The sequence below is a fragment of the Faecalibacterium sp. An122 genome (assembly GCF_002160895.1).
GTDB lineage: Bacteria > Bacillota > Clostridia > Oscillospirales > Ruminococcaceae > Faecalibacterium.
In genome coordinates this window covers 1-25,097 of record NZ_NFLL01000032.1, presented here as the reverse complement: position 1 = coordinate 25,097, position 25,097 = coordinate 1, and the positions used below count along the sequence as shown (strand labels likewise).

Sequence of the window (25,097 nt, the reverse complement as noted above, 5' to 3'; positions counted from 1 at the left end):
GCATGAATGCTGCCAGAGATGGCGCCGCCTATGCCGGAAAAAATGTGTATGTGGTGGGTGGAGCCGATGGTGCAGTGAAAGAGGCCCTGTATCTGGCTGGCTTTGCAAAGCAGGTGACAATTGTCCACTTTGAAGATCAGTTGGGGTGCATTGCGGAGTTCCGCCAAAAGGTAGCCGCTGTGGGCAACATCTCGGTGCGCCTGGCATCCCGCCTGCATGCCGTTTACGGGCAGGATCAGGTGGAGCGGCTGGAGATTGCCAGCGAACAGGATGGCAGCATCGAAACGATAGAGGATCCCGGCTGCGGCATTTTTGTCTATGCCGGTATACTCCCCAACACCGAACTCTATACAGAACTGGCTTTGGAAGGCGGATACATCCCCACCAACGACAAGATGGAGGCCGCCATTCCTGGTGTCTATGCTGCCGGCGATATCCGAGTCAAACAGGTTCGCCAGGTGGCTACCGCTGTGTCTGATGGAGCCATTGCAGCCATAAACGCTGCTATGGAATAATAAATATTGTTGTGTCTGGCAAACTATCGCTGGATTACGATTGTAACACTCCCCGGAACCGCTGCATGGTGGTTCTGGGGAGTTTTGCAATATATTATAGATTATCGGATTGCCTACGCGTGGCAGTCAGGGAGCAATGCCAGGAAGTTGGTGGAGTATGCTCAGAAAAAGGTGTTGAACTGGAGATAGACAAACTCCATTTATGATAAAAAGTGGCCATCCCCTGTATTTAACGCATGGCGGGTGGCCTTTTTCTTGTGCAAGTACCGAACCTCAATCGTCCCGGCGGGTATCCTTCAGGCAAAACCAGGACCCCTTGGTGTCCAGCAGACCCGCCTTTTTCAGTTTGCCGAGTTCAGCGGACATGGCGCTGCGCTCCACCCCCAGATAGTCCGCCAAGCCCTGCCGGTCGTAGGGGATGGTAAAGGAGGCAGAACCCTGTTTCTTCGCCTGTTGCAGCAGATAGGACAGCAGTTTCTCACGGGTGGTCTTTTTGGACATGTGCCGGATCTTCTCGGTGAAGGCCAGATTTTTCAGGGCCATCCCTTTCAGCAGATTTTGAATCAGCTGGGTGTGAAAATGGCAGGAATGGGAACAGGTGGTCATGACCCGGCTGCAATCCAAAAGCAGAATTTCGCAGTCGGTCAGCGCCATCACACTGACCGGCATGGTGGAAATGCCGGCGCAGGAAAAAGCCTCCCCGAAGGTATCGCCCGGCTGCAGGATGGACAGAACGCTCCGGTTGCCGTAGTAATCATCATGAACCACCTGGGCCGTGCCGGTCAGCAGCACCCCCACCCACCGGGCCGGTTCTCCCTCTAAAAAGACCGGGCCGCCCTTGGAAATAGACCGGGTTTTGCTCCCGAGACAGGGGAGGATGGTATGGATCTCCTCCGGTGCAACACCTTGGAACAGGGCACACCGGGAAAGCACCGAAAGAAAATCTTCCATAGAATCACCTTTCCGTTGGAATTCCAACATACACTTTGGCTCCATTATAGTACAATACCCACAAGCCCGCAAGCCTTTGGGCCAAAAAGCCCAAAGCATAGAGAGCCCTGGCTGGGGTATCCTGTCAAAGAGCGTACAGGCAGACAGGAGCCAACAGCAAGCCCAGGGAAAACAAGGAGGTAACCCAATGGCAGCCAAAATGAAGAACATCAGCCAGGCCGAAGTCCTGGTTTTGAAAGATCAGATCGCCTATCAGGAGGGGCAGGTGGTCAGCAAAACTCTGGCCCAGAACAGTGCTCTGAGCATCACCCTCTTTTCCTTTGACAAGGGGGAGGAGATCAGCACCCATGCGTCGGGCGGCGATGCCTTTGTCACCTGCCTGGATGGCGTGGGCAAAATCACCATTGACGGCGTGGATTACCTTCTGCATGAAGGCGAATCCATCGTGATGCCCGCAGGCCACCCCCACGCGGTCTACGGCGAAGAAGCCTTCAAAATGCTGCTGGTGGTTGTATTTTAAAAGAAAAACGCTGGGGACGGGCATGCTCGCCCCGGAACGAAAACTGCTTCAAAGGAGACAGCTATGGAACGTCAGATGTTTTGTTTTCAGTGTCAGGAGACCGCAGGGTGCAAAGGCTGCACCATGGTGGGTGTCTGCGGCAAAAAGCCGGATGTGGCCGCCATGCAGGACCTGCTGGTGTATGTGAGCAAGGGGATTTCCGCGGTCACCACGGCCCTGCGCAAAGAGGGCCAGACGGTGGCCCCCGAGATCAACCACCTGATCACCCTCAACCTGTTTGTGACCATCACCAACGCCAACTTTGACAAAGAGAGCATCGAGGCCCGCATCCGCGCCACCCTGGATGCCAAGCAGGAGCTGCTGGCCCGGCTGAAGGACACCGCCGGCCTGCCCGACGCCGCCCTGTGGGACGGCGCAGGAGACTGGGAGGAGAAGGCCGGGACGGTGGGCGTTCTCTCCACCGAAAACGAGGACATCCGCTCCCTGCGGGAACTGATCACCTACGGCCTCAAGGGCCTGTCCGCCTATTCCAAGCACGCCAACGCTCTGCTGCAGGACGATGAAGAGGTAGACGCCTTCCTGCAGCGTGCCCTGGCTGCCACCCTGGACGACAGCCTCAGCGCTGACGACCTGGTGGCCCTGACCCTGGAGACCGGCAAGTACGGCGTCTCGGGCATGGCTCTGCTGGACGAGGCCAACACCACCGCCTACGGCAACCCCGAAATCACCCGGGTGAACATCGGGGTAGGGAAGAACCCCGGCATTCTGGTTTCCGGCCACGACCTGCGGGATCTGGAGATGCTGCTGGAGCAGACCCAGGGCACCGGCGTGGATGTCTACACCCACTCCGAGATGCTGCCTGCCCACTATTATCCCGCCTTCAAGAAATACCCCAACTTTGTGGGCAACTACGGCAATGCCTGGTGGAAGCAGAAAGAGGAGTTTGAATCTTTCAACGGCCCCATCCTGATGACCACCAACTGCATTGTTCCCCCCAAGGACAGCTACAAGGACCGGATGTACACCACCGGTGCCGCCGGCTATCCCGGCTGCAAGCACATCCCCGGCGGGATTGGGGAACAAAAGGACTTCTCGGCCCTCATCGAGCACGCCAAGAAGTGCGCTCCTCCCATCGAGATCGAGACCGGCGAGATCATCGGCGGCTTTGCCCACGCCCAGGTTTTTGCCCTGGCGGACAAGGTGGTGGATGCCGTCAAGAGCGGCGCCATCAAGAAGTTTGTGGTGATGGGCGGCTGTGACGGCCGGGCCAAGAGCCGGGAGTACTACACCGAGTTTGCCAAAGCCCTGCCCAAGGATACCGTCATCCTCACCGCCGGCTGCGCCAAGTACAAGTATAACAAGCTGCCCCTGGGTGACATCAACGGCATTCCCCGTGTGCTGGATGCCGGCCAGTGCAACGATTCCTACTCTCTGGCAGTCATCGCCCTCAAGCTGAAGGAGGTTTTCGGGCTGGAGGATATCAACGACCTGCCCATCATTTACAACATCGCCTGGTATGAGCAGAAGGCGGTCATCGTGCTGCTGGCCCTGCTGTACCTGGGTGTCAAGAACATCCACCTGGGGCCCACTCTGCCCGCCTTCCTCAGTCCCAACGTGGCCAAAGTTCTGGTAGAGAACTTCGGCATCGCAGGCATCGGCACCGTGGAGGAGGACATGAAGCTTTTCTTCGGCGAAAACGCCTGATCCAAAGGCTTCCGATGCCCCCATTATAGAAATACGAATGGATCACGAGTGGCGCCGCGTCAGCGGCGCCGCTCTTTTTATTTGCCAAGCAATACATTTATGGAACAAGCAATCCAACCGCTGCTTTGCAATCCGTGTTGCAAAATGGCGGTCTTTTTTGCTTGGCGGGAGAAAAAGTTTGAAGAATAAATCCAGAATGTGGGGAAAGCGTCGCGGAGAAACGCCGGTTGTGATACCCTAAGGCCAGCAGAAAACACCACCAAAACAAAGGAAAGGATGTGTATCATGAAACCATTGCAGACCGGGTTCCCCGCAGATTTCCTCTGGGGCGGAGCCATCGCGGCCAACCAGGCGGAAGGCGCCTATGAGGCCGACGGAAAAGGGCTGAGCATTGCGGATTGCTTTCCCCATGGCATCAAGCATGGAGCGGACATTCCCCCGAAAGAGGGGACGTTTTACCCCAGCCACCAGGCCATTGATTTCTACCATCACTATAAAGAGGATCTGGCCCTGATGCAGGAAATGGGCTTCAAGGTGTTCCGCACCTCCATCAACTGGAGCCGGATTTTCCCCAACGGGGACGACGCCCAGCCCAACGAAAAGGGGCTGCAGTTCTACGACGATCTCTTTGATGAGATGCTTCGCCGCGGGATGCAGCCTCTGGTGACCCTGAGCCACTATGAGACCCCGCTGCACCTGGTGGAGGCCTACGGCAGCTGGCGCAGCCGCAAGCTGATCGACTTTTTCCTCCGGTACTGTGAGGTTGTGTTCCGCCGGTACAAGGACAAGGTGAAATACTGGCTCACCTTCAATGAGATCAACAATATGCGCCGGATGCCCGGCGCGGCCGGCGGCATTTTCTTCCGGGAAGGGGAGAACCATCAGCAGGCAGTGTACCAGGCCAGCCACCATATGTTTGTAGCCAACAGTCTGGCCATCAAGCTGTGCCATGAGATCATTCCCGACGCAAAAATCGGCTGCATGCTCTCCCTCAGCAACACCTACCCCCACACCTGCAGGCCGGAGGACGTGTTTGAGACCATGGAGCTCCGCCGGCGGTCCCTGCTGTTCGGCGATGTAATGATCCGGGGGGCCTATCCCGCCTATATGACCCGCATCTGGGATGAGGAAAAGGTCCATGTGGAGATGGAGCCGGGGGATGAAGAAATTCTGAAACAGTACACTTCCGATTTCCTGGGCTTCAGCTATTACCGCACCTCCACCCATGAGTACGGTCAGCCCTTCTGCGGCGACACCGGCGGCGACCAGGGAACCCCCAACCCCTATCTGGAAACCACCCCCTGGGGCTGGCAGATTGACCCGCTGGGCCTGCGCTATACCCTGAACGAGCTGTACGACCGCTGGCAGATTCCCCTTTTCGTGGTGGAAAACGGCCTGGGTCAGGTGGACGTGCCGGATGAAAAGGGAGAGATCCACGACGACTACCGGACTGACTATCTGCGCCGCCACCTGCAGGCCCTCAAAGACGCCATCCGGGACGGGGTGGAGGTGATGGGCTACACCTACTGGGGCCCCATTGATATTGTCTCGGCCGGCACCGGCGAGATGAAAAAGCGGTACGGTTTCGTGTATGTAGACCGGGACAATGAGGGCCATGGAACCATGGCCCGGCGGAAAAAAGATTCCTTTGCTTACTACGCCCATGTCATTGCCACCAATGGCGCAGAACTGTAAAGAGGAGGCGTTTTTGGATGAACTATGCAGAAGAATCCCTGGAACTCCACCGCCGGGTGCGGGGCAAACTGGAAGTGACCACCCGGGTGCCCACCGACAGCCGGGAAGCCCTTTCTCTGGCCTATACCCCCGGCGTGGCGGCGCCTTGTCTGGCCATCCAGAAAGACCCCGCTCAGAGCTATGAGCTGACCCGCCGCTGGAACACGGTGGCGGTGGTTACCGACGGCACCGCGGTACTGGGCCTGGGGGATATCGGGCCCGAAGCCGGTATGCCGGTGATGGAAGGCAAATGCGTCCTGTTCAAGAACTTCGGCGGAGTGGATGCCATCCCTCTCTGCATCCGCAGCAAGGATGTGGACGAAATTGTCCGCACCGTCAGCCTGCTGGCCGGCAGTTTCGGCGGCATCAATCTGGAGGATATCTCGGCGCCCCGCTGCTTTGAAATTGAGCAGAAACTGCAGGCCGCATGCGATATTCCGGTGTTCCACGACGACCAGCACGGCACCGCCATCGTGGTCAGCGCAGCCCTCATCAATGCCCTGCAGCTGACCGGAAAAAAGATGGAGGAAATCCGTGTGGTTCAGAACGGCCCCGGCGCAGCCGGTACCGCCATCATCAAGATGCTGCAGAGCATGGGGGTACAGGATATTGTGGCAGTGGATGAACACGGCATCCTCTATCCCGGCCGCCCGGCAGGGCTGGCGGGCCATAAAGCAGCCCTGGCAGAAGTCACCAACCCACGCCGTCTGACCGGCGGCCTGGCGGAAGCCGTGAAGGGGGCGGACGTCTTTATCGGCACCAGTGTTCCGGACTGCCTGACTGCGGACATGGTCCGCACCATGAACCGGGACGCCATTGTCTTTGCCTGCGCCAACCCCACCCCCGAAATCGACCCCGCCCTGGCAAAAGAGGCGGGCGCGGCGGTGGTCTGCACCGGCCGCAGCGATTATCCCAACCAGGTCAACAATGTGCTGGTTTTCCCGGGTCTGTTCCGGGGCGTTCTGGATGCCCGGGCCAGCCGGGTCACCGAGGGAATGAAGATTGCGGCGGCCCATGCCATTGCCGGCCTGATTCCTGCATCCGAACTGCACAGCGAAAATATCCTGCCGCTGGCCTTTGACAGCCGGGTCCGGAATGCAGTGGCCTCGGCGGTGGCCCAGGCGGCCCGAGCCGACGGCGTGGCCCGGGTTTAAGTCAGGTCCTCCGCTGGTTTTTCAGGCAGGAAGGTGTAATAGTAATCCCGCTCGGTTTTCCGCTTGGAAAAGGCCGCCAGATTGTCCTTGTTCCGCTCATATTGGCGGGAGAAAATCTCCCCGTACAGACAGTCCAGCAGGAACAGCATGGCGGTGCGGGAGGCAAAACTGCCCATTTTGTAGCGGCTTTCGCTGCAGCTGATCCGCAGAGTAACCGCAGCGTATTTGTTGTAGGGCCAGGGATTTTCGGCGGCCGTCAGCAGCACGAAGGGGATGCCGGCGCTCATCAGTTCGTCGATCACATAGTGGACCTGGCGGCTGTTGCAGTACTGGGAGATCACCAGAGCCGCTTCCTTCAGTCTGGGATTGGGGATGCGGCTGCGGGCCTCCTGGAAACCGTTCAGGGTTTCCAGCTGGGAGTGCATCCCGATCCGCAGCAGCTTGTAGTGAAAATCCTCCGCCACAATCAGCGATTCGCCCCGGCCGTACAGATGAATGAAATCCGCATAGGCCAGCAGGGTGGCCGCCTTTTGCAGGGCAATGACGTCCAGCGCATGCAGGGTGGTGTCCAGGGCCTGGCGGGATAAATTGTAAAAGGTGCGGGCGATGTCCGGCGTGGTGCAGCCCTCCGGGATGGGGATGTCCACCGGGATTTCCTTTTCGTCCTGGGCAAAGGTGCTCAGCTCGGCGGCCAGCTGGATTTTGAAGTCGGCAAAGCCTTTGGCGCCCAGCTTTTTGGACAGTCGGATGATGGATGCCTGGGACACAAAGGTCTCAGCGGCCAGCTCCTCCAAAGAGAGATTGATCACCACCCGCGGGTATTGCTGAATAAAGTCCACCACCTGTTTTTCGGATGCGGTGAATTTTTCGCCGGACAGTTTTTCGAGAATCATGGCGGCACCTCCTGCTTTTCATGCACCCAGTATAGTCGATTTTGTCGCCCTCTGCAAACAGAAACTTTTCATGAGAAAGGAAATACAAACATGGATGCCAAACAAGTAGCCCAAACCCTCGTTGAGCTCAGCGGCGGCTGTGCCAACCTGTCCAGCGTTACCCACTGCTCCACCCGGCTGCGCTTCTTTGTGCGGAACAAAGGGGCTGTCCGGACCGAGGAAATCAAGGCCATCAAAGGGGTGCTCGGCGTGGTCTTTGCCACCGATGAGCTGCAGATTGTCCTGGGCAAAAACGTGATTCCGGTGTACACCGAGGCGGTCAAGATCTATGAGGCCGCCGGCGGCAAGGCCGGCGGTGTGGTCCCGGATGACGACACCCCGGCGGAAAAGGTCAAGCTCACCGGCAAGGCGAAAGCCGCCGACCTGGGCAACCGCCTCATCGGCTTTGTGTCGGCCTCGGTCACCCCGCTGATTCCGGGTCTGGTGTCGGGCGGCATGCTCAAGGTATTCCTGCTGCTGGCCACCCTGGTGTATCCTGCTTTTGAGGGGACCTCCTCGTATACTCTGCTGAGCCAGCTGGCCAATGTGCCGTTCTACTTCATGCCGGTATTTGTGGCCTATGGCGTGGCCAAAAAGCTGGGCGGCACCCCGCTGTATGCCATGAGCGTGGCGGCCGCCCTGGTCTACCCCGATTTCATTGCCATGTTTGCGGACGGCCCGGTGACCATTTTCTCTCTGCCGGTCACCAAGGTCAGCTACAACAGCACCCTGCTGCCCGCCCTGCTCATCGGTATCTTTGCGTACTACTGTGAGAAAATCCTCACCAAGATCATTCCCGGCATCCTGCGCACCGTTCTGGTGGGCATGTGCACCATGGGCCTGACCTATGTGGCCGGCATCACGGTTCTGGGACCTCTGGGCGACCTGGTGGGCGGCGTCATCGTTCACTTCTTCCTGTGGGCATCTGCCACCTTTGGCCCGGTGGCCATTGCGCTGCTGGCCGCCGCCATGCCCTGGCTGGTCATGACCGGTATGCACCACGCCGTCACTCCCTTCATGGTGCAGGCCTTTGCCGACCCGGGCTATGACGTCTTTTTCCGCCCCTCCTACATCCTGCACAACATGGCTGAGGGCGGCGCCTGCCTGGGCGTGGCTCTCCGCACCAAAAACAAGGCTTTCCGCGCTGAGTGCCTCAGCCTTGCCTTCGGCTGCATCGTGGCCGGCGTCACCGAGCCGGCGCTCTACGGCGTCAACCTCCGCCTGAAAAAGCCCATGATTGGCATCATGGTGGGTGCGGCTGCCGGCGGCGTGGTGGCCGGTGCGCTGGGCGCCACGGCCTACGTCTATGGCTACTCCACCATTCTGGCGCTGCCCATCTTCCAGCAGACCATGTGGGCCATGGCCATCGCCATTGCGGTGGATATCGCTGTGGCGGCCATTGTGACCGCAGTCCTCGGCTTTGAGGATACCCCCGCAGAGGAGTAACTGCCCGGTTTTCATAAAAAGAGCCATCCCTCCGGGATGTGTTCCCATATAAATCCTGCTTCGCACAGGGCGCTCTTTCGGGGAGCGCCCTGTTCTGCGGTATAGAGCGAATGCCCTTGCTTTCAGGATGCCCGGAACTTTATCCCCAAAAATCCCCTGCCTGCACCGGCGGGGTGAAGCTGTTTTTTGTCGGTTTACTGTTTGGTGGTCCAGGTCAGATCCAGCACAGGGCCGTAGGGATCAAACACCAGACCGTCCACGCCGTCGGCCAGCAGCAGGCGCTTTTGCTGGGCAAAGAGGGGAACCACGGCGCAGGATTCCAGCAGATGCCGCTCACACTGGGCCAGCAGTTCACAGCGGGCGGAGCTGCTGGCGGCCGCCGCACTCTGGGCCAGCAGGGTTTCGTAGGTGATGTCGTCGTAGTGGCACAGGCCGTCGGCAGAGAAACTGCGCAGCACCGTGTAGACGCTGCCGTCGGTACAGGTCACCGGGGCGATGGCGATGGTGTAGTCGCCGTCGTCCATCCGCTCCTGAAAATCCTCCTGGGGAACTTCCTCAATGGAGAAGAACAGGGACAGCTCCCGCTGCCAGACGCTGTTGATGGCTTCCACCGCCTGGGTCAGGCCGGCCTCTTGGGGGACCAGAACCGTAATGCCCATCAGGTCCGAGCTGGACACCGTCTGCCGGGCCGCCCGGTAGAGATTATAGGCGTTGCCCAGCGAGGGGATGGGGTCCCCGGCGGTCTCCCGGTAATCCACACTGCCCACCGTCAGCCCGTCGGGAATAAGACCGGTGGCCGTGGCATAAATGGTGGTGTTGACGGTCAGAGGCATGGCCTGGCGCGCTGCCGAGGCCAGCGCCTGCCGCAGCTCGGTGGAGGAGAGGGCGGCGTTCTGGGTGTTGAACAGAAGGCACCAGGTGGTGTCGGAATAGCTGAGGGAACGCAGGCTGGTGGCTGCGTCGGAAGTGTCCAAAGCAGCGGTGCACCGCTCGTTGAGGATCAGATCCTCGGCGGACTGGACCGAACCGGTGTTCTGGACCAGGCGCAGAGAGTCCACCAGGCCGCCGCTCACATCCCGCCGCAGGAACAGGCCGCCGGAAGTCCAGTTGTACAGATAAAAGCTGCCGCTGGAGAGGGTGGTGTCGCTGGTGAGGCCGTAGCTGCCCCCGGTGCTCAGGAAAAATTCCTCGTCGCAGGGCATGGCGCCGGGCAGGGCCAGCTTGTGGATGAAATCGTCGTCCGGCTCGGACAGGGTGAACACCAGAGTCAGGGTGTCGGTGGCGGTGACCCCGATTTTCTCAGGGCTGATCAGCCCCGCCAGGGCCATGTCCGCCCCCTGGATGGCCGAAAACTCCACCGCATAGGGGGAGCGGGTCTCGGGGGAGAACATCCGCTGGAAGGCGTAGACAAAGTCCTCGGCGGTGATGGTATAGCTGGTGGTTTCGCCGTTGGTGGCCTTGTAGGTCAGGCCGGATTTCAAATAAAAGGTGTAGGTCAGCCCGTCGGCCGAGACCTTCCAGCTCTCGGAGAGGTCGTTTTGGGGCTGGCCCTCGGCGTCCAGCCGCACCAGACCGCCGTACAGGTTGGTGCAGGCGATCACGTCCTCGGGGGCAGAGGCGATCTGGGGGTCAAGGTTGGCGGGGATCTCATCTACAAACCAGGTGAAGCTGTTGACGCCCGATCCCTGGGTACACCCGGTCAGGGGCAAAAGCATAACCACGGCAAAAACGACGGCAAAAAAACGAATCAAGGTGCGTTTCAAGGCGAATGTCCTTTCTGTATCTCCAAGTGCTGTGCACTGAAACTCTATGTAACCGGCCCGGCGAATATCCCCGGAAGGCTGCCGGCAGGGGAAAAGATGCCCGGGCGGCCGGGATACGGCGGCCCGCGATGGCATAAAGAAAAGCAGGGCGCCGGGGACGGCGCTTTGGGAAGAAAAGGCACAGGCGCGTACCCACGCCGAAATCCTTCCCATACTGCTCTGGGTCAAGTGTAGCAGAAACGGTTTGAAAAGACAACAGGCTTTTGCGCCTTGTTTTGGGATTTTCGTTGCCAAGCGGGGCGAAAAGGGATATAATAGGCCGTGTGTCTGAATTTCTGACAGATAGGGGGCGGCTGCCCTCGGGAGGATTTGGTTATGCAGAAGGAACAGCAGCAGCTTGCCGCGCTGGTGCGCGGGAAAAAGGTCGCCTTCATCGGCGCAGGCGTCAGCCACAAGACCCTGATTGAGGAGTTTGTGGGCCTGGGCGCCGAGGTGACCCTCTGTGACAAGAAGAAAACGGTGGAGGAGTTCGGCGACTACGCCGACACCATCCGCCGGCTGGGCATCCATCTGAGCCTGGGCGAGGGCTATATGGATGGATTCAAGGGCCAGGACATCATCCTGCGCACCCCCGGCTTTGAATATTACCAGAAGCCCCTGCAGGATGCCATCGCAGCAGGGACCATGGTCACCAGCGAGGTGGAACTCTTCTTTGATTTCTGCCCCTGTGAGATTGTGGCGGTGACCGGCAGCGACGGCAAGACCACCACCACCACCCTGATCAGCGAGTTCTTCAAGGCGGCGGGCCGCCGGGTTCACCTGGGCGGCAACATTGGCGCGGCACTGCTGCCCATGCTGCCCGACGTGTCTCCCGACGACGTGGCAGTGGTGGAGCTGTCCAGCTTCCAGCTCATCAGCATGCGCAAGAGCCCCAAGGTGGCGGTGGTCACCAACGTGACCCCCAACCACCTGGACCACCACAAGGATATGCAGGAATACATCGACGCCAAGCGGAACATCCTGATTCATCAGGTGCCCCCCTGCCGCGCCGTCCTGGGCTATGAGAACGACATCACCCGCGCCATGCAGGCCGACTGCAAGGGGGAGCAGGTCTGGTTCACCCGCCTGCACGAGACCGACAACGGCGCTTTCCTGCGGGAAGACGGGATGCTCTGCATGGCTGAGAACGGGGTGGTGACCCCCTTCCTGGCCCAGAAGGACGTCAAGCTGCGGGGCCTGCACAACATCGAGAACCTGCTGGCCGCCGCGGCTGCCGTATGGGGCCGCGTGCCGGTGGAGGCCATCCAGAAGGTGGGCAGCACCTTTACCGGCGTGGAACACCGCATCGAGCCGGTGCGTGTGCTGGACGGCGTCACCTATTATAACGACTCCATCGCCACCAGCCCCACCCGCACCATTGCCGGTTTGCGGAGCTTTGACCAGAAGATTATCCTGATCGCCGGCGGCTACGACAAGAAAATCCCCTATGAGCCCCTGGCTCCCGAACTGCTGGCCCACGTCAAGGTTCTGGTCCTGATGGGCGCCACGGGTCCCCGGATTGAAAAGGCAGTTCGGGAGGAGCCCGGCTTCGCCGAGAGCGGCCTGGAAATCCTCCACGCCGACAGCATGGAGGACGCGGTGGCTCTGGCCCGCGGCGCGGCAAAGCCCGGCGACATTGTCAGCCTGTCGCCCGCCAGCGCATCCTTTGACGTTTACCCCAACTTCGAGGTCCGGGGCCGTCACTTCAAGGAGATTGTGAAGGGGCTGTGATTGCCCGCATCAGCACCCCGGCAGGAAAAAAGCGATTCCGCCGCGCCTGCCGGGGCGTGCCTTGTCTCGAAACCCTGCTGCCCATGGAACAGGCCCTCTTTGGCCGCAGCCAGCCCGGCCGGTTCTATGCCGGGCCGTCTCTGGCCATGGACATCGGCGGCCCCGATGTTCTGGCCGCCGGCGGCGCCAACCCGGAGGAACTGGCCTCGTTTCTGGGGTTCTGCGGCTGCCGGTCCCTCATCACCGACGGTCCGCCCCCGGCGAGGTGGAGCCCGGCCGAGCCGGTGTACTGCTTTGCCCTGGCGGCAGGAAACCGGCTGCCCCTGCCGCCGGCGGAGGAAAGCCTCTGGGCCCGCCTCCGACTGGATACCGAGCCCCCGGCGGGGGCACTGGCCCGATTTCTCTACCCCGACCAGACCCAACAGCGGGAGGACTACTATTCGGCCCTGTGCACCAAGCGGAACCGGGGCCTGGCCCGGGTCTGGGCCCTGATGGACGGGGAGACCATCGCCGCCACTGTGGGCGCTTATGCCATCTGGGGCGGGAAGGCTTATCTGGCCTGCGGATGTGCTGCGGAATCCCTGCGGGGCCGCGGCGTGGGCGGGCGGCTCATTGCCTCCCTGGCCAACACCCTGGCCGCGGAAGGTCTGGACGTCAGCCTGATGTGCCGGCCTGAGCGGGTCCGTTTCTATCAGCGGCTGGGGATGGAACAGATTGGAGTCCTGACCCGCTGCCAGCCAAACCAAATTGGAAAGGAAAACTGAACATACCCTATGCTTGAACGCTTTTTTGACTACAAGCCCGAGGTCCTGGCGCTGGACCAGAAGGCCATGGAACTCTGTGCGCCCTATTTCTGCCAGGCGGAGGAAGTGCGGGACTTCAACCAGCTGAAAATGCTGCGTGCTTTCGCCGATAACCAGATGTCCGCCACCGATATGCTGGGCACCACCGGCTACGGCCTGTGGGACACCGGCCGGGCCAAACTGGAGCAGATTTTTGCCCAGGCTATGGGCTGTGAGGACGCTTTGGTCCGCAGCCAGTTCATGAGCGGCACCCATACTCTGGCGGTGGCCCTGTTTGGCCTGCTGCGGGCAGGGGATACCCTGTTGGCTGCCACCGGCCGCCCCTACGATACCCTGGAAGGGGTCATCGGCATTGAGGGGAAGGGAAAGGGCACCGGCACCCTCACCGACTACGGCATCCAGTATGAGGAAGTGCCCCTGAAGGAGAACTTCACCCCCGATTACGACGCCATTGCGGCGGCGGCTCCCCGGGCCAAGGTCTGCCACATCCAGCGCAGCCGCGGCTATATGCAGCGCAACGCCTTTGACCTGGAGACCATCCGCAAGGTGGCCCAGGCGGCCCGCTCCACCAACCCGGATATCATTGTCTTTGTAGACAACTGCTACGGTGAGTTCACCCAGACCCAGGAACCCTGCCAGGTGGGCACCGACCTGATCGCCGGCAGCTTCATCAAGAACCCCGGCGGCGGCATCGCCCCCACCGGCGGCTATATTGCGGGCCGCCGGGACCTGGTGGAACAGTGTGCCTACCGTCTCAACGCCCCCGGCCTGGGCAAAGAGCTGGGCTGCACCCTGGACACTCCCCGGGAGATGTACATGGGCTTCTACTACGCCCCCGGCGTGGTCTGCGAGGCCATCAAGACCGCCATTTACGCCCAGTGTCTGCTGGAACTGGTGGGCAAAAAGCCGGTGCCCCGCTACTGCGACGACCACAACGACATTGTGACCTGCTTTGACGCCGGCACCGCTGAGGCTCTGGTGGGCTTCTGCCGCGGCATCCAGGCCGCCAGCCCGGTGGACAGCTATGCCGCTCCCGAACCCTGCCCCGAACCGGGCTACACCGACGAGGTGATTATGGCCAGCGGCAGCTTCACCCAGGGCAGCACCATTGAGCTGAGCTGCGACGGCCCCATGCGGGCCCCCTACACCTGCTATCTGCAGGGCGGCCTGAACTTTGCCGCCAGCCGCGCCGGTGTGCTGCTGGCCATCCAGAACGCTTATTTCGCAGAATAAGCCCGGGACCGGTACCCCAAACAACAAACAAAACGGCAGAGCTGACCTGGAAAGGCGCGCTCTGCCGCTTTTTATTCGGATTTTTCCCGGCCGCGCAGACGGTATTCCCGCGGGGTACAGCTGTAGAATCGCCGGAAGTGCTGGGAGAAGTTGCTGGGGCTGTCAAATCCGCAGGACACCGCCACCTGAGCGATGGTAGCGGTGGGACGGGTCAGCAGGGCCTCGGCGCCCCGCATGATGCGGTATTTCAGCAGATACTGCATGGGCGGAATGTGGATGGTTTTCTGGAAGCAGCGGAGACATTCCCGCTCGCCGATGCCCGCCGCCCCGGCGACATCCGCCACTGTGATGTTGTGGGAAAAGTTTTCCTGCATGAAGGCCAGCATCTGCTGGACCCGGGCCTCGTTCTGGTTGCGGCGGGGAGTGCCGGACTGGTCAAGGCTGTCGGCAAACCGCCGGCAGAGAGCCATGCAGACGGCGGACAGCTTGTCCCGCACCTCGAACTCATAGCCGGGAGTTTCCTGGTCCAGAGCCTGATAGGCGGTCACAAACTGCTGGATGGCGTCGGCCTCGGTGATGGGGTCAAAGACCCAGGCCCGGAATGCGCCGCAGCTGGTGAGAGGGGAGAGGTACTTTTTGGCAAAGGCGGTATCTTTGCCGCCGGTCACCAGGCTGGGACTGAACACCATCGAGCGGATATGGCAGACGGTGTCGGTGCTGCCGCAGTGCAGCACCCCGCTGTTGAAGGCGATGCAGTCCCCGGCGGCCAGGTGATAACACTGGCCCGGGATTTCGGCGGTCATTTCGCCCGACAGGATGTAGATGATTTCCAGATCGTCGTGCCAGTGCCAGGGCAGGGCGCGGTCGGGGGCAGAAGTATAACATTCGGCGTAGCCCCCGCAGGGAAAGTCCAGGGTGCCGTGGGGCTGCAGCTCCCGGCGCTGGGGCGTGATGTTCAGGTAGGGGTTGATGCCGCAGGCTTTCAGACTCATGATGTCCTCCTTTTGGTCGGTTTTCTTATAGTATAAGGCGTTTTTCCGATTGAATCAAGGGGTCTTTGGCTGTATCCTAAATGCGGTCAAATCAATCAGGAGGAAATTGCATGGTACATCTTTTGCTTGGCGTCATTTATCTGGCGTTCATCAGCCTGGGCCTGCCCGATTCGCTCTTGGGCTCGGCCTGGCCGTCCATTTACGGAGAACTGGGGGTGCCGGTGTCCTATGCCGGCATCATCTCGATGATTATTTCGGCGGGGACCATCGTCTCCAGCCTCAACAGCGACCGCCTGACCCACAAGCTGGGCCCCGGCCGGGTGACGGCCTGCAGCGTGGCCATGACGGCGCTGGCCCTGTTCGGCTTTTCCACCGCGTCCTCGTTCTGGATGCTCTGCCTGTGGGCGGTGCCCTATGGTCTGGGGGCCGGCAGCGTGGATGCCGCCCTCAACAACTATGTGGCCCTGCACTACGCCAGCCGCCATATGAGCTGGCTCCACTGCATGTGGGGCGTGGGCACTCTGGTGGGCCCCAACCTCATCAGTTACGCCCTGTCGGGAGGACAGGGATGGCAGATGGGCTACCGTCTGATCTCCCTGATGCAGCTTGGCCTGACGGCGGTGCTGGTGTTCAGCCTGCCCCTGTGGAAGCGGCAGCCGGGCGCGGGTTCCAGCGGGGAAGAGGAGAAATCCGAGGTCCTCAGCCTGCGGCAGGTGGCCCGCATTCCGGGCGCAAAAAGCGCGGTGCTGGGCTTCTTCTGCTACTGCGCCCTGGAACAGACCGTCGGCCTGTGGGCCGGCAGCTACATGGTGCTTCACAGCGGCCTGTCGGCGGAGAGGGCAGCCGGTCTGGTGAGCCTGTTCTATATGGGCATCACGGTGGGCCGGGCGGCCAGCGGCTTTGTCGCCACCGCCATGGGGGATGTCCGGATGATTCGTCTGGGCCAGTCGGTGATTCTGGTGGGCTGCGCCGCCCTGCTGCTTCCCACCAGCTGGAGCGTCCAGGTGGGGCTGGTTCTGGTGGGTCTGGGCTGCGCGCCCATTTACCCCAGCGTCATCCATGCCACCCCCGCCCGGTTTGGCGCAGGGCGGTCCCAGTCTCTGATTGGCCTGCAGATGGCCAGCGCCTATGTGGGCACCTGTTTGATGCCGCCGGCCTTCGGCGTGCTGAGTGAACGGCTGTCCATCGGCCTGTTCCCGGTCTATCTGCTGGCGATTCTGATTGTGATGGTGTGTGCCAACGAGCACGCCAACCGGGTCACCGGCCTCAGCCCGGCCCGGCAGAGCGCATCCTGAATCCATTTCGGCTCCCGGTACAGGGCGAAAGCCCGCCGGGGCCTTTTATTTTGCTGCTGGCCCGGGCGGTTGCGTTTTGGCGGAATCCTGTTATAATAGCTCCAGACAACACCAGTCGTTTTGGGAGGCGAACGCATATGATAAAAATTGATCTCATCACCGGATTCCTGGGGGCGGGCAAGACCACCCTGATCCGCCGCTATGCCCGCTGGCTGATGGACCAGGGCCAGAAAATCGGGATTTTGGAGAACGACTACGGCGCCGTCAATGTGGACCGGATGCTGCTGCAGGATCTGGAAGGCCCCCAGTGCGACCTGGAAATGATCGCGGGCGGCTGCGACGCCGACTGCCACAAACGGCGGTTCCGCACCAAACTGATTGCCATGGGGATGCTGGGCTACGACCGGGTTTTGGTGGAGCCCTCGGGGATTTACGACGTGGACGAGTTTTTCGACTCCCTCTGTGAGGAGCCGGTGGACCGGTGGTATGAGCCGGGCAGCGTCATCACCGTTCTGGACGCCACCCTGGAGGAAAATCTCTCGCCCCAGGCGGAATACCTGCTGGCCAGCGAGGCGGCCGGTGCAGGCTGCGTGATCCTCAGCAAATACGGCGAGGCCGGCAAGGAAAAGGCCGACGCCGTTCTGGCCCGTCTGGACCGCGCTCTGGAGGCCGCAGGCTGTGCCCGGCGGTTCAGCGACGGGAAAGACGTTCTGGCCAAAGACTGGGACCAGCTGAACGACGCAGATTTTGCCCGGCTGGCCTCCTGCGGCTGGCATCAGGCCAGCTACCGCAAGCAGAACCTTTCGGGTGCAGAGGCCGGGGGCTTTGAGTCGGTGTACTTCCTGCATCTGGACCTGACCCCGGAAGAACTGCGCCGCCGGGTGGAAGCCCTCTGGCAGGACCCTGCCTGCGGCCGGATTTTCCGGGTCAAGGGCTTTTTGCCCACCCGGACGGGCTGGCTGGAATTGAACGCCACCCGGGAACATTTCTCCCTCTGTCCCATCCGGGAGGGACAGGAGGTTCTGATCGTGATTGGCGAAGGTCTGGCGCCCCAGGCCATCGCCGACCGGCTGGGAGCCGAGCTGCCCGTCTGACATCGCATGTCTTGACATCTCTTCGGTGCTGTGGTATAATTACCCCAATATGTACAGGAAGAGAGGTGTGAAAGTTCCATGGAAGACGGTTCGGATGGGGATCCCCATACGGCAGCCTTTGTTTCTCCACGGCGTGTTATGAATCGGATGAATTTATGAGCATAGTCTGCGCTTGAAATAAGCTGCGGACTGTGCTTTTTGTGTTCCTGCAGATCACGACGAAAGAATGGAGAAAACAAATATGATTGGCGCTTTTATTTTACAAATCGTTCTGATTGCGGTCAACGCGCTGTTTGCCAGCTCGGAGATCGCAGTGATTTCCATGAGTGAGGCCCGGCTCAAGATCCTGGCCGAGGAAGGGGACAGACGGGCCAAGCGGCTGATGGCCCTGACCCGTCAGCCCGCCAAATTCCTGGCCACCATCCAGGTGGCCATCACCCTGGCCGGCCTGCTGGGCGGCGCTTTTGCGGCGGAAAACTTCGCGGACCCCATCGTGGACCTGCTGCTGGGCCTGAATATCCAGGTGCCCCGCAGTGCGGTGCACTCGGCGGTGGTGGTTCTCATCACCCTGGTGCTGACCTATTTCAGCATTGTCTTTGGCGAGCTGGTGCCCAAGCGTCTGGCCATGAAGGAGAGCGAAAGCCTGGCTCTGGGCCTGTCCGGCGTCCTGTACTTTATGTCCAGAATCTGCGCCCCGCTGGTCTGGCTGCTGACGGCCTCCACCAATGGCCTGCTGCGGCTGCTGGGCATCGACCCCAACCAGAACCAGGAGCTGGTCACCGAGGACGAAATCAAGATGATGCTGATGGAGGGCAGCCAGCAGGGCACCATCGAAAACGACGAGAACGAAATCATTCAGAACGTCTTTGATATGAACGACACCACCGCGGAGGAGGTCAGCACCCGCCGCCGCGATGTGGTCTGCCTCTACCTGGCCGACGAGATGGACGTCTGGGCCCAGACCATCCGGGATCACCTCTATACTTACTTCCCGGTGTGCGGCGAGAGCCAGGACGACGTGGTGGGCGTGCTGAACACCAAGGATTATTTCCGTCTGGACGACTTGTCCCGCCGGTCGGTGATGAAACATGCGGTGGATAAACCCTTCTTTGTGCCGGAGGGCATCCGGGCGGATGCCCTGTTCAGCCGGATGAAGCAGGAGCGGAAATATTTCGCCATCGTCATCGACGAATACGGCGGAATGAGCGGCATCGTCACTGTCCACGACCTGATGGAGGAACTGGTGGGCACCATGGACGACGAGGACACCGTCCGCCAGGTGGAAATCCAGAAGATCGGAGAGAACTGCTGGGAGATCCGCGGCTCGGCCTCTCTGGAAGAGGTGGCCGAGGAGCTGGATGTCCAGCTGCCCACCGATGAGCACGAGACCTTCAACGGCCTGATCTGCGGGATTGTGGGCCGTGTGCCCGACGAGGGGGAACAGTTCTCCTGCGAGGGCTACGGGCTGAAAATTGACGTCAAGAACGTCTCCGGCCACCGGGTGGAAACCACCGTGGTGGAGAAGGCGGCCCGCACCCCCGATCTGGAGGAGGACCGCCGGGAAAACGACTTTTAAACAGACAGGGCACGGATGCGGCTCCTTGGGGGCGGGCAGCCGTGCCTTTTCTGCGTTTTGGGGGCGGCGCAAATCCGGTTTGAAACAGGGGAGAAAGATTTTCGCTTGATTTTGCCCCGAAATACAGTATAATAGAGCTGTTATACCAGAGAACGACAACATGACCGCGTTCTGGTCATGGATTGGGGAGGATTGGAATGGATCGAACCTATATTTCTGAAGTCCGCAGCCATATTGGCGAAACCGTCAAGGTGCAGGGCTTTATTGAGAATCTTCGCAGCAGCAAGGCGATGGCCTTTATTGTCCTGAAGGATATCACCGGCAAGCTCCAGATCACCGTGGAGAAAGAGGATCACCCCGACCTGGTGGGTACCATCGACCAGCTGACCGGTGACTCGGTCATCACGGTGGTGGGCAAGGTGATGGCCAACGACTACGTCAAGATGGGCGGCATCGAGATGATCTCCGAGACCATCGAGATCGAGAGCATCGCCGACGCCCTGCCCATCGTCCGCAAGGAGATCGCCGCCACCAAGAAAAAGAAGGCGGTGGAGCGCTCCAGCATCGACCAGCGGATCGACTACCGCTGGATCGACCTGCGCACCGATGAGAACCAGCTGATGTTCAAGGCCCAGACCGTCATGGTCAACGCCATGCGCAAGTATCTGCTGGACAAGAGCTTCATCGAGATTCACACCCCTAAGCTGATCGCTGCTGCCAGCGAGAGCGGCTCGGAGGTGTTCAAGGTGGACTACTTCGACCGCAACGCCTACCTGGCCCAGAGCCCTCAGTTCTACAAGCAGATGGCCATGGCCAGCGGCTTTGAGCGGATTTTCGAGGTGGGCCCCGTGTTCCGCGCCGAGAAGTCCTACACCAACAAGCACACCACCGAGTTCACCGGCTTTGACCTGGAGTTCAGCTATATCAACTCGTTCCGCGATGTGATGCATCTGGAGGAAGAGCTGCTGAAGGCTGCCCTGCAGGCTGTGAAGGACGCCTACGGCCAGGAGATCGAGGAGACCTTCGGTCTGCCGGTGGTGGTGCCTGAGACCCCGTTCCCGGTGGTCAAGCTGGCCGACCTGTACAAGGGCCTGGAGGAGGACTTCGGCTACACGGTGGATGAGTCCGAAAAGGGCGACCTGACCACCGAGGCCGAGCGTCTGAGCTACGACTGGGTCAAGAAGCACTACAACCACGAGTTCCTGTTTGTCACCGACTACGACGCAGAGAAGCGCGCCTTCTATCACATGCGGGACGAGAACGGTGTGCCCCAGGGCTATGACCTGATCTGGCGCGGTGTTGAGATCACCACCGGCGCTCAGCGTGAGCATCGCTACGACGTGCTGAAGAAGCAGGCAGAGGAGAAGGGCCTGGGCCAGGATGTGGAATTCTATCTGGAGTTCTTCCGCTATGGCTGCCCGCCCCACGGCGGCTTCGGCCTGGGCATCGACCGCCTGACCATGCTGCTGGTGGGCCTGTCCATCAAGGAGTGCATGTTCCTGTTCCGCGGCCCCAACCGCCTGACCCCGTAACAGACCCCGCGCCGAAAGGCTTGCAAAACCCGGCGGTTTGTGTTACTATAAGCAAAGCGAATCACGAAAAACGCGATGACGGAGAAAGTACGCGCTGTGCGCCTGGCGCAGAGAGGGGCTCCACCGGCTGCAAGGGCCCCCGGAGGCAGCAGCGGGGAAGTTCGCTCCTGAGCGGCCCGCGGGAAAGACGGCTTTTGGCCGTCCGGTAGTGCGGGACGGTGTGCCCCGTTACGGCGTTCGAGTGCCGCGCAGCGTCGCACCTGCGCGGAATTTGGGTGGTACCACGGAGTATTTTATGAGGCTCCGTCCCTTGGCTGGCCATTGGCCGCCGGGGGACGGAGCCTTTTTCTGTTCCGTCCCGAAGCACGAGATACTGTAGAAAAAGGAGAGAAAATGTATGCAGGCAATCATTGACGAGCTGGCCAGACAGGCCGAAGCCGACCTGGCGCAGGTCACCTCCAAGGAAACTCTGGCTTCGTTCTGGCAGAAGTACCTGAGCAAAAACGGGCAGGTGCCCGCTCTGATGAAGAATCTGCGGACGGTGGACGCCGCCGAGCGTCCCGCCATGGGCAAGGCCATCAACGAGCTGAAGCAGAAGGTTCAGGCGGATTACGATGCCGCCGCTGTCCGGGTCAACCAGGCCGAGCTGGCCGCCCGCAACGCCGCCGAGACGGTGGACATCACCCTGCCGGCCAAGACCCGCCCCACCGGCGGTCTGCACCCCCTGACCCTGGTCCGCAACCAGATCATCGACGCCTTCGCCGGCATGGGCTTTGAGATTTACGAGGGCCCCGAGATCGAGGACGACGACCACTGCTTCACCCGCCTGAATGTCCCCAAGGATCACCCCGCCCGGGATATGCAGGACACCTTCTATCTGTCCGATGAGCTGCTGCTCCGGACCCAGACCTCTACCGGCCAGATCCGCACCATGGACGCCGAGCGTCCTCCCATCAAGGTTCTGGTTCCCGGCCGCGTCTTCCGTTCCGACTCGGACGCCACCCACAGCCCCATGTTCCATCAGATGGAGGGCCTGGTGGTGGACAAGGGGATCAACCTCTGCGACCTGCAGGGCATGCTGGACGTCTTTGTCCAGAAGCTGTTCGGCAGCGAGGTCCGCACCCGTCTGCGTCCCTCTTACTTCCCCTTCACCGAGCCCAGCGTCGAGGTGGACGTCAGCTGCTTTGAGTGCCACGGCAAGGGCTGCAGCCTCTGCAAGCACACCGGCTGGATCGAGATTCTGGGCGGCGGCGTGGTGAACCAGAAGGTTCTGCGCAACTGCAACATCGACCCCGAGGTCTACTCCGGCATCGCATTCGGCATCGGCATCGAGCGCATCGCCATGCTGAAATACGGCATCAACAACATCGGTCTGATGTTTGAGAACGACCTGCGGTTCCTGGGTCAGTTCCATGAATAAGAGGGAGGATGGGTTAAGATGAAAGTACCTTTCAGTTGGCTGAAAGAGCTGGTCGATATCGACATTACCGCCGAGGAACTGGAGGAGAAGCTCTTTTCCTGCGGCTTTGAAGTAGAGGAGCGGGTGGACCTGTCCGCCGGCATCGACAAAGTGGTGGTGGGCGTCATCACCTCCATCGAAAAGCAGGAGGGCACCCACCTGAGCAAGTGTGTGGTGGACTGCGGCGACTACGGCCACGAGATCCACATCACCACCGGCGCATCCAATATTTTTGTGGGAGCTCATGTTCCCGCCGCCCTAGACGGCTCGACCCTGCCCGGCGGCATCCACATCAAAAAGCGGATGATGCAGGGCTTTGAGTCCAACGGCATGCTCTGCTCGGGCGAGGAGCTGGGTCTGAACGATGACTTGTACCCCGGCTCGGACGTCTATGGTCTGCTGATTCTGCCCGAGGACACCGTCCCCGGCGCAGACATCTGCCCGGTGGTGGGCTTGGATGATTCGATTTTCGATATCTCCATCACCGCCAACCGCCCCGACTGCCAGTCCATCCTGGGCATCGCCCGTGAGGTGGCTGCCGTCCTGAACAAGCCCCTGCACATGCCCGCCACTGATTACACCACCGTATGTGAGCCGGATGCGCCCATTTCGGTGACGGTGGAGGCCCCCGACCTGTGCCCCCGCTATATGGCCCACTATGTCCGCAATATCCGGATGGGCGAGTCGCCCCGCTGGATGAAGCGGCATCTGGCCCTGTGCGGCCTGCGCTCCATCAGCAACGTGGTGGATATCACCAACCACACCCTGCTGGAGATCGGCCAGCCCATGCACGCCTTCGACCTGGACAAGGTGGCAGGCCGCTGCATTGACGTCCGCCGCGCCCGTCCCGGTGAGAAGATCGTCACCCTGGACGAGAAGGAATTCACCCTCAACGAAAATAACCTGGTGATCTGCGACGCCGAGAAGCCGGTGGCTCTGGCCGGCGTCATGGGCGGCGCCAACTCGGGCATGGATGAGCATACCACCAGCCTGCTGTTCGAGTGCGCCACCTTTGCCCGCGACTCGGTCCGTAAGACCAGCCGTTCTCTGGGCCAGTCCAGTGACTCCTCGGCCCGCTATGAGAAGGGCGTGGACTTCAGCTCGCCCCAGCTGGGCCTGGCTCGTGCACTGCACCTGATCCAGCAGCTGGACTGCGGCGACATCACCACCCTGGAGTTCGACTGCACCGACGGCCGTTCCACCGACCGCAAGGTGATTACCACCACCCCGGAGAAGATCTGCGATGTGCTGGGCATCCGTGTGCCGGATGAGGTCATGATCGACATTCTGACCCGTCTGTCCTTCACGGTGGATGTGGAGAACGGCCAGTGGAAGGTGAGTGTTCCTCTCTACCGCGAGGACGTGGAGGGCTATCCTGACTTGGCCGAGGAGGTCATCCGTGAGTACGGCTACGACCATATCGTGCCCACCTTCCTGAAGACCGCTGCGGTCACCAATGGCGGCCTGAACGATGAGCAGAAGCGCACCCTGAAGGTCAAGCGTCTGCTGGCTGGACAGGGTTTCTATGAGGCTTCCACGCTGGCCTTCTATTCCACTGCGGAGCTGGATATGCTGCATATCCCGGCGGATGATGCGGCCCGCAAGGCCATCCGCATCCTGAACCCCATCAGCGAAAATCTGTCCATCATGCGGACCATGCTGGCTCCTTCCATGCTGAATGTTATCGTGGACAACCTGAAGAAGGGCAATGCTGCCGGCCGTCTGGCAGAGATCGCCCCCGTCTATCTGCCCAAGGAACTGCCCCTGACCGAGCGTCCCCATGAGCGTCAGACCCTCTGCATGGGCGTGTTCGGCCCCGGCGAGGACTTCTTCACCGTCAAGGGCGCTCTGGAGGCACTGGCGGCCTCGCTGGGCCTGACGTTCCGTTACGAGCGGGAGACCGGCACCCCCTGGCTGCACCCCGGCATCGCGGCTTCGGTCTGGTGCAAGGACAAGCGGCTGGGCGCCTTTGGCAAGCTGTCCAACGAGATCAACGCCGAACTGAAGATCGCCAAGGATGAAAAGGAAAACCAGAATATCTATCTGGCCGAGCTGGACTATGAGGCTCTGAACGGCTGCGTGGAGGGTGAACTGCACTATCAGCCCATCAGCCCGTACCCCGTGGTCAAGCGCGACCTGGCCCTGGTCTGCGATAAGGCGGTCACCTGCGGTGAAATTGAGGATACCATCCGCAAGGCCAGCCCGCTGGTCACCGATGTCAGCCTGTTTGATATCTATCGCGGCAAGAACCTGGGCGAGGGGAAGAAGAGCATGGCCTTCTCGCTGGTTCTGGCAGATCCCCATGGGGAAGTGGATGCCGAGCAGGTGGAGCGGACCGTCAAGAAGATCCTGGGCAACCTGAAGTATAAGCTGAACATCGAAATCCGCTGATTCCATTTATATAGGAAGAGCCGTCTGTACTGTGTATAGGCGGCTCTTTTTCTGTCCAGAATAGAGTCGGGACGAAAAAATCAAAAAAGTTGGAAAAAGTGCTTGACAAAAGTTAGACTCTGTAGTATTATACTCAGGCGCCCAGCGGAACGGCTTCCGCGAGAGTCCGAAAGAATGAAAGCACTTCAAAATCACTTGAAAAAAGATGAAAAAAGTGCTTGACAAAACGGACC

19 protein-coding genes are annotated in these 25,097 nt (G+C 60.6%); 15 read left to right on the top strand and 4 right to left on the bottom strand.

Translation table 11 applies throughout. The features are described 5' to 3' along the window. A partial coding sequence (locus B5E67_RS13455) for an FAD-dependent oxidoreductase (protein ID WP_158098903.1) occupies window positions 1–515 on the top strand: 515 nt, incomplete at its 5' end. A gap of 273 nt (window positions 516–788) precedes the next feature. Here the strand turns inward: B5E67_RS13455 and B5E67_RS13450 are convergent. Further along, on the bottom strand, window positions 789–1,466 hold the full coding sequence (locus tag B5E67_RS13450; RefSeq protein WP_087385673.1) for a Crp/Fnr family transcriptional regulator: 678 nt from the start codon (window positions 1,464–1,466) through the stop codon (window positions 789–791). 187 nt (window positions 1,467–1,653) lie between these two features. On the opposite strand from B5E67_RS13450, the gene B5E67_RS13445 reads away from it, so the two are divergent. The 4 genes from B5E67_RS13445 (at window position 1,654) to B5E67_RS13430 (ending at window position 6,578) form a co-directional block, all read left to right on the top strand. Further along, window positions 1,654–1,986, top strand: a complete 333-nt coding sequence (locus B5E67_RS13445; RefSeq protein ID WP_087248772.1) for a cupin domain-containing protein — start codon at window positions 1,654–1,656, stop codon at window positions 1,984–1,986. A 63-nt stretch (window positions 1,987–2,049) separates the two neighbouring features. After that, complete coding sequence (gene hcp, locus B5E67_RS13440) at window positions 2,050–3,690, top strand: hydroxylamine reductase (protein WP_087385672.1); 1,641 nt, start codon at window positions 2,050–2,052, stop codon at window positions 3,688–3,690. Window positions 3,691–3,975: 285 nt separating this feature from the next. Further along, a complete protein-coding gene (gene ascB / locus B5E67_RS13435; RefSeq protein ID WP_087385671.1) occupies window positions 3,976–5,385 on the top strand; it encodes a 6-phospho-beta-glucosidase in 1,410 nt (469 codons plus the stop codon). Between the two features lie 17 nt (window positions 5,386–5,402). Then, complete coding sequence (locus B5E67_RS13430; protein WP_087385670.1) at window positions 5,403–6,578, top strand: NADP-dependent malic enzyme; 1,176 nt, start codon at window positions 5,403–5,405, stop codon at window positions 6,576–6,578. Here the strand turns inward: B5E67_RS13430 and B5E67_RS13425 are convergent. Then, on the bottom strand, window positions 6,575–7,471 hold the full coding sequence (locus B5E67_RS13425; protein ID WP_087385669.1) for a MurR/RpiR family transcriptional regulator: 897 nt from the start codon (window positions 7,469–7,471) through the stop codon (window positions 6,575–6,577). The genes B5E67_RS13430 and B5E67_RS13425 overlap by 4 nt on opposite strands. A gap of 90 nt (window positions 7,472–7,561) precedes the next feature. Between B5E67_RS13425 and B5E67_RS13420 the strand changes: the two genes are divergently transcribed. Further along, entirely contained in the window at window positions 7,562–8,956 is a 1,395-nt protein-coding gene (locus B5E67_RS13420) for a PTS transporter subunit EIIC (RefSeq protein WP_087385668.1), read from the top strand. Between the two features lie 194 nt (window positions 8,957–9,150). Here B5E67_RS13420 and B5E67_RS13415 read toward each other — a convergent pair whose 3' ends face one another. Further along, entirely contained in the window at window positions 9,151–10,719 is a 1,569-nt protein-coding gene (locus B5E67_RS13415; RefSeq protein ID WP_242957002.1) for a peptide ABC transporter substrate-binding protein, read from the bottom strand. A 375-nt stretch (window positions 10,720–11,094) separates the two neighbouring features. Between B5E67_RS13415 and murD the strand changes: the two genes are divergently transcribed. The 3 genes from murD to B5E67_RS13400 are packed head-to-tail and all read left to right on the top strand — an operon-like array spanning window position 11,095 to window position 14,525. Continuing rightward, complete coding sequence (gene murD / locus B5E67_RS13410; protein ID WP_087385667.1) at window positions 11,095–12,489, top strand: UDP-N-acetylmuramoyl-L-alanine--D-glutamate ligase; 1,395 nt, start codon at window positions 11,095–11,097, stop codon at window positions 12,487–12,489. Then, window positions 12,486–13,253 (top strand): GNAT family N-acetyltransferase, encoded by a 768-nt coding sequence (locus tag B5E67_RS13405; protein WP_087385666.1) that lies wholly within the window; start codon window positions 12,486–12,488, stop codon window positions 13,251–13,253. Before murD ends, B5E67_RS13405 begins: the two co-directional genes overlap by 4 nt. A gap of 9 nt (window positions 13,254–13,262) precedes the next feature. Continuing rightward, window positions 13,263–14,525 carry a methionine gamma-lyase family protein gene (locus B5E67_RS13400; protein ID WP_087385665.1) on the top strand — a complete coding sequence of 421 codons (1,263 nt, stop codon included), beginning with the start codon at window positions 13,263–13,265 and terminating at the stop codon, window positions 14,523–14,525. Window positions 14,526–14,596: 71 nt separating this feature from the next. Here B5E67_RS13400 and B5E67_RS13395 read toward each other — a convergent pair whose 3' ends face one another. Next, window positions 14,597–15,517 carry an AraC family transcriptional regulator gene (locus tag B5E67_RS13395; RefSeq protein ID WP_087385664.1) on the bottom strand — a complete coding sequence of 307 codons (921 nt, stop codon included), beginning with the start codon at window positions 15,515–15,517 and terminating at the stop codon, window positions 14,597–14,599. Window positions 15,518–15,627: 110 nt separating this feature from the next. Between B5E67_RS13395 and B5E67_RS13390 the strand changes: the two genes are divergently transcribed. The 6 genes from B5E67_RS13390 to pheT all read left to right on the top strand — a co-directional run bounded on the left by B5E67_RS13390 (window position 15,628) and on the right by pheT (window position 24,864). Beyond that, window positions 15,628–16,812, top strand: a complete 1,185-nt coding sequence (locus tag B5E67_RS13390) for an MFS transporter (RefSeq protein ID WP_087385663.1) — start codon at window positions 15,628–15,630, stop codon at window positions 16,810–16,812. A gap of 137 nt (window positions 16,813–16,949) precedes the next feature. Then, window positions 16,950–17,906 carry a GTP-binding protein gene (locus tag B5E67_RS13385; RefSeq protein WP_087385662.1) on the top strand — a complete coding sequence of 319 codons (957 nt, stop codon included), beginning with the start codon at window positions 16,950–16,952 and terminating at the stop codon, window positions 17,904–17,906. Window positions 17,907–18,147: 241 nt separating this feature from the next. After that, window positions 18,148–19,482: a hemolysin family protein gene (locus tag B5E67_RS13380; RefSeq protein ID WP_087248754.1), complete on the top strand. Its 1,335-nt coding sequence runs from the start codon at window positions 18,148–18,150 to the stop codon at window positions 19,480–19,482. Window positions 19,483–19,679: 197 nt separating this feature from the next. Then, window positions 19,680–21,014 carry an aspartate--tRNA(Asn) ligase gene (aspS, locus tag B5E67_RS13375; RefSeq protein WP_087385661.1) on the top strand — a complete coding sequence of 445 codons (1,335 nt, stop codon included), beginning with the start codon at window positions 19,680–19,682 and terminating at the stop codon, window positions 21,012–21,014. Between the two features lie 397 nt (window positions 21,015–21,411). After that, a complete protein-coding gene (pheS, locus tag B5E67_RS13370; RefSeq protein ID WP_087248758.1) occupies window positions 21,412–22,434 on the top strand; it encodes a phenylalanine--tRNA ligase subunit alpha in 1,023 nt (340 codons plus the stop codon). 18 nt (window positions 22,435–22,452) lie between these two features. Further along, window positions 22,453–24,864, top strand: coding sequence for a phenylalanine--tRNA ligase subunit beta (gene pheT / locus B5E67_RS13365; protein ID WP_087385660.1), 2,412 nt, complete (start codon window positions 22,453–22,455; stop codon window positions 24,862–24,864). The last annotated feature ends 233 nt before the right edge of the window (window positions 24,865–25,097 follow it).